Origin of the sequence: Acidovorax sp., from assembly GCF_046291265.1 — a bacterium.
Classification (GTDB): domain Bacteria; phylum Pseudomonadota; class Gammaproteobacteria; order Burkholderiales; family Burkholderiaceae_C; genus Acidovorax.
In genome coordinates this window covers 1-5,185 of sequence record NZ_JBKBTV010000122.1, presented here as the reverse complement: position 1 = coordinate 5,185, position 5,185 = coordinate 1, and the positions used below count along the sequence as shown (strand labels likewise).

The following is a 5,185-nucleotide window of genomic DNA, read 5'->3' as shown; positions in this document are numbered from 1 at the left end:
ATTTACGAGCGTGACTCAAGCTCGACATGCACCACGCCGATTCCGAACCCACGTCGAAACCAGGACAGCCCCAGACCTTCTATTTTAGGTGCGGCTGAGCAATTGCAAGAGCTCCACCGGAGATTTAATTGTGGCGTGCGCCCCCCATTCCATCGGGTTCGTCTTAACACCCAGGTATCCATAGGTTGCAGCCACAGTGCTCATCCCTGCAGCGAGCCCCGCAACAATGTCGCGCTCGTCATCACCAACGTAGATGCATTGATCAGGCGCAATGTTCAAGCGCGACGCAGCTTCTAACAAAGGCGCAGGATGCGGCTTTGCGTGGGGTGTGGTGTCCCCACTCACAACCGCCCCTGCACTCACAAACAACGGAATGGCACGGGTGAGCGGATCGGTGAAACGCGCTGCCTTGTTGGTGACGACACCCCAAACCATGTTGCGATGCAATATTTTTTCAACCAGTTCTGCAACGCCTTCGAAAACGAGTGTGCGAGTCGTCATCTGCGACTCGTAGTTCAAAAAAAACTCTTCTCGCATCGCGGCGAACTCCGGATGATCCGGCGTCATACTGAATGCCTCTCCCAGCATCCCTCTAGCACCGGCGCCCGCCATGGGTCGATAGCGTTCCAGCGGTAATGAAGGAAGACCTCGATCCGTTCGCATTTTGTCGGCGGCAGCTCCCAGGTCGGGGGCACTGTCTATAAGCGTACCGTCAAGATCGAACAGAACCGCACGAATATTGCTAAACATATATGTAGACGGAAAGACGTTAAGCAGCGCGGCGCGTCGCGACAAGATAGTTCACACTGGTATCCGCACTGAGCCAATAGCGGCGAGTCAGCGGGTTGTACTCAAGCCCGCGCGTGTGCTGAATATCCAGCTTTGCCGCACGGCAACTGGATGCAAGTTCGCTGGGGCGGATCATTTTTGCGTATTCATGGGTCCCTCGGGGCAGCATGTTCAGAACATATTCGGCCCCCACAATGGCCAACATAAACGCCTTGGCGTTTCGGTTGATGGTGGAAAAAAACACCCACCCGCCCGGCTTGACCAACTCTGAACAGGCTTGCACTACCGATGCAGGGTCGGGCACATGCTCTAGCATCTCCATGCAAGTCACCACATCAAAGCTCGCAGGCTGCTCTTGGGCCAGTGTTTCAACGCTGATTTCCCGGTACTCGACATGGCTTGTTTGCGCTTCCAATGCATGCAGCTGTGCAACGCGCAGGGCCTTGGTTGCCAAATCAATGCCTAGTACATCGGCACCCTTGCGCGCCATGGAGTCAGCAAGGATGCCTCCGCCACAGCCAACGTCCAGTACACGCTTACCCTGAAGTCCACTCAGCCCATTGATCCATTCCAAACGCAACGGATTGATTTGGTGCAACGGGCGAAACTCGCTCTCAGGGTCCCACCACCGGTGGGCCAGGGCTGAAAACTTGGCCAGTTCGGCCGGATCTGCATTAACAATGTCGCTCATGCTGATGATTGTCCACGAATGAAGTTGATCGACAGGTAGCGCCAGACGCAAAAAAGCCCCGTCACCGGGGCTTTTTTCTGAAGTAATTCGAAAATTACTTGGAAGCGCGGGTACCGACCACTTCGATTTCAACGCGACGGTTCTTGGCGCGGCCTTCTGCAGTCTTGTTGTCTGCAACTGGTTGCTTCTCGCCCTTGCCTTCGGTGTAGACGCGGTTCTTTTCGATGCCCTTGGACACCAAGTAAGCCTTGACGGCTTCGGAACGGCGAACCGACAACTTCTGGTTGTAAGCATCGGAGCCCACGGAGTCAGTGTGACCCACGGCAATGATGACTTCCAGATTGATGTCCTTGACCTTGGAAACCAAGTCGTCCAGCTTGGCCTTGCCTTCTGCCTTCAGCACCGACTTGTCGAAGTCAAAGAATGCGTCAGCAGCGTAAGTCACCTTGGTGGCCACAGCGGGTGCTGGAGCTGCAGCGGGTGCTGGAGCTGCAGCGGGTGCTGGAGCAGCGCCGGGTGCTGGAGCAGCAGCGGGAGCTGGTGCGGCGGCGATAGCGCCATCGCAGCCTGGAGCAGCCGTAGCAGGCGTCCAGTTGGCATTGCGCCAGCAGTATTCGTTGGTACCGTTTTTCCAGACCACGCCAGAAGCGTTTCTCCAGTTGTCAACAGTTTGTGCGCCTGCGGCGGTTGCGAGCGCTGCAGAGGCAAACAACATCGCCACTTTGTTCAGTTTCTTCATGGTTCTCCTCTTGGGGAAAAAGCCGCAGCCGCGCTGCGAATCAGGACGCTTGGAGTGACCATCACCCAAAGCGTTCAAACGATTGTGCCATACGTAACAGGGCAAAAGCGGGGGCACCGGCCTTGGGCCCGTAGGACAAAACCTGAATTGCGTCCATATGTTGCGCAGTCGCTACACGGTCTTGCCCCTAGAATGACTCTCCTTTGCCGCCACCGCAGTCCCCAATGACCCAGTTTGCCAAAGAAACCTTGCCGATCAGCCTCGAAGAAGAGATGCGGCGCAGTTACCTCGATTACGCGATGAGCGTGATCGTAGGCCGGGCCCTGCCCGACGCACGAGACGGCTTGAAGCCGGTACATCGGCGCGTGTTGTATGCCATGCACGAGATGGGCAACAACTACAACAGCAAGTACCGAAAGAGTGCTCAGGCAGTTGGCGAGACGATGGGTAAGTACCACCCCCATGGTGATTCGGCCATCTACGACACGATCGTGCGCATGGCGCAGCCCTTCAGTTTGCGCCATCCGTTGATTGATGGCCAGGGCAATTTCGGCTCGGTCGATGGTGATAACGCCGCTGCCATGCGGTACACCGAAATCCGACTGGACAAGATCGCCCACGAAATGCTGGCCGACATCGACAAAGAAACCGTCGACTTCGGCCCGAATTACGACGGTAGCTTGACTGAGCCCATCGTGCTGCCCAGCAAGTTGCCCAATCTTTTGGTCAATGGCTCTTCCGGCATTGCTGTGGGCATGGCCACCAATATTCCACCGCACAACCTGAACGAGGTGGTGGACGCCTGCCTGCACATGCTGCGCAACCCGGATGTCACCATCGACGAATTGATGGAGATCATCCCTGCGCCCGACTTCCCCACGGCCGGCATCATCTACGGCATCAACGGCGTCAAGGACGGATACCGCACCGGGCGCGGCCGCGTGATCATGCGCGCCAAGTGCCATTTCGAGGACATCGACAAGGGCCAGCGCCAGGCGATCATCGTCGACGAGCTGCCCTACCAGGTCAACAAAAAGACGCTGCAGGAGCGCATGGCCGAGCTGGTGCACGAGAAGAAGATCGAAGGCATCAGCCACATCCAGGACGAGTCCGACAAGTCGGGCATGCGCCTGGTGATCGAGCTCAAGCGCGGCGAAGTGCCCGAGGTGGTGCTCAACAACCTGTACAAGCAAACGCAGCTGCAGGACACCTTCGGCATGAACATGGTGGCGCTGATCGACGGCCAGCCCCGCCTGTGCAACCTGCGCGACCTGATCAGCGTCTTCCTGCAGCACCGCCGCGAGGTGGTCACCCGCCGCACGGTGTTCGAACTGCGCAAGGCCCGCGACCGCGGCCATGTGCTGGAAGGCCTGGCCGTTGCGCTGGCCAACATCGACGACTTCATTGCCATCATCCGCAACGCTCCTACCCCACCGGTGGCCAAGGCCGAGCTGATGGCCCGCCCCTGGGACAGCAAGCTGGTGCGCGAGATGCTCACCCGCACGCGTGCCGACGGCGGCGTGATCAGCGCCGACGACTACCGCCCCGACTCGCTGGAGAAGGAATTCGGCATGGGCCAAGACGGCCTGTACCGCCTGTCGGAAACGCAGGCCCAGGAAATCCTGCAGATGCGCCTGCAGCGCCTCACGGGCCTGGAGCAGGACAAGATCGTGGCCGAGTACAAGGAAGTCATGGCGGTCATTGAAGACCTGCTGGACATCCTGGCCAAGCCTGAGCGTGTTTCGACCATCATTGGCGACGAACTGACATCCATCAAGACCGAATTTGGCCAGAACAAGCTGGGCGCACGCCGAAGCATCGTCGAATACAGCGCTCAGGATCTGTCGACGGAAGACCTGATCACCCCCACCGACATGGTGGTGACGCTCAGCCACACCGGTTACATCAAGAGCCAGCCCCTGTCCGAATACCGCGCGCAAAAGCGCGGCGGACGCGGCAAGCAGGCCACGGCGACCAAGGAAGACGACTGGATCGATCAGCTTTTCATCGCCAACACGCACGACTACATCCTGTGCTTCTCCAACCGGGGCCGCCTGTATTGGCTCAAGGTGTGGGAAGTGCCGGCCGGCTCGCGCGGCTCGCGGGGCCGCCCCATCGTCAACATGTTCCCGCTACAGGACGGCGAGAAGATCAACGTGGTGCTGCCGCTCACGGGCGACATGCGCACCTACCCGGCCGACCGCTCTGTCTTCATGGGCACCAGCATGGGCACCGTGAAGAAGACCGCGCTCGACGAATTCAGCAACCCGCGCAAGGGCGGCATCATTGCCGTCAACCTGGACGACGGCGACTACCTCATTGGCGCGGCCCTGACGGACGGCCAGCATGACGTGATGCTGTTCAGCGACGGCGGCAAAGCCGTGCGCTTTGACGAAAACGACGTGCGCCCCTTGGGCCGCCAGGCCCGCGGTGTGCGCGGCATGATGCTGGAAGATACCCAGAGTGTGATCGCCATGCTGGTGGCCGAAGACGAAACACAAAGCGTGCTCACCGCCACCGAAAACGGCTACGGCAAGCGCACCAACATCACCGAATACACGCGCCACGGTCGTGGCACCAAGGGGATGATCGCAATCCAGCAGAGCGAGCGCAACGGCAAGGTCGTCGCGGCCACCCTGGTGCATGCCGACGACGAGATCATGCTGATCACCGACAAGGGTGTGCTGGTGCGTACCCGGGTTTCGGAAATTCGTGAACTGGGCCGCGCCACGCAGGGCGTGACGCTGATCGCCTTGGACGAAGGCTCGCAGTTGAGCGGCCTGCAACGCATTGTTGAAAACGACGCTAACGTGATCGAAGCAGAATCCGGGGGCGAAGATGCCTCTGGCACTGACAACGGCCCCGCAGCAGAGACCCCCGAGCCACCGGACGCCTGACCGACCCCGCATGGCAATTACGGCAAGCAGGGACTCGCCGAATTGCCATGCTATTAAATACAGAGCTAC

4 protein-coding genes are annotated in these 5,185 nt (G+C 59.3%); 1 reads left to right on the top strand and 3 read right to left on the bottom strand.

The window, feature by feature from the left end:
* Positions 1–84: 84 nt before the first annotated feature.
* From ACK41V_RS23245 to ompA, 3 genes are all read right to left on the bottom strand, one after another.
* Positions 85–750: an HAD-IA family hydrolase gene (locus ACK41V_RS23245; RefSeq protein ID WP_409785988.1), complete on the bottom strand. Its 666-nt coding sequence runs from the start codon at positions 748–750 to the stop codon at positions 85–87.
* A 19-nt stretch (positions 751–769) separates the two neighbouring features.
* Entirely contained in the window at positions 770–1,480 is a 711-nt protein-coding gene (gene ubiG, locus ACK41V_RS23240; protein ID WP_409785986.1) for a bifunctional 2-polyprenyl-6-hydroxyphenol methylase/3-demethylubiquinol 3-O-methyltransferase UbiG, read from the bottom strand.
* Between the two features lie 94 nt (positions 1,481–1,574).
* Positions 1,575–2,219 carry an outer membrane protein OmpA gene (ompA, locus tag ACK41V_RS23235; protein WP_409785984.1) on the bottom strand — a complete coding sequence of 215 codons (645 nt, stop codon included), beginning with the start codon at positions 2,217–2,219 and terminating at the stop codon, positions 1,575–1,577.
* A gap of 224 nt (positions 2,220–2,443) precedes the next feature.
* Between ompA and gyrA the strand changes: the two genes are divergently transcribed.
* Positions 2,444–5,116 carry a DNA gyrase subunit A gene (gyrA, locus tag ACK41V_RS23230; protein ID WP_409785982.1) on the top strand — a complete coding sequence of 891 codons (2,673 nt, stop codon included), beginning with the start codon at positions 2,444–2,446 and terminating at the stop codon, positions 5,114–5,116.
* Positions 5,117–5,185: the final 69 nt, after the last annotated feature.

Coding starts and splice junctions, on each gene's coding strand:
- ubiG (WP_409785986.1), bottom strand. CDS start 1,480: ATGAGCGACATTGTTAATGCAGATCCGGCCGAACTGGCCAAGTTTTCA.
- ACK41V_RS23245 (WP_409785988.1), bottom strand. CDS start 750: ATGTTTAGCAATATTCGTGCGGTTCTGTTCGATCTTGACGGTACGCTT.
- ompA (WP_409785984.1), bottom strand. CDS start 2,219: ATGAAGAAACTGAACAAAGTGGCGATGTTGTTTGCCTCTGCAGCGCTC.
- gyrA (WP_409785982.1), top strand. CDS start 2,444: ATGACCCAGTTTGCCAAAGAAACCTTGCCGATCAGCCTCGAAGAAGAG.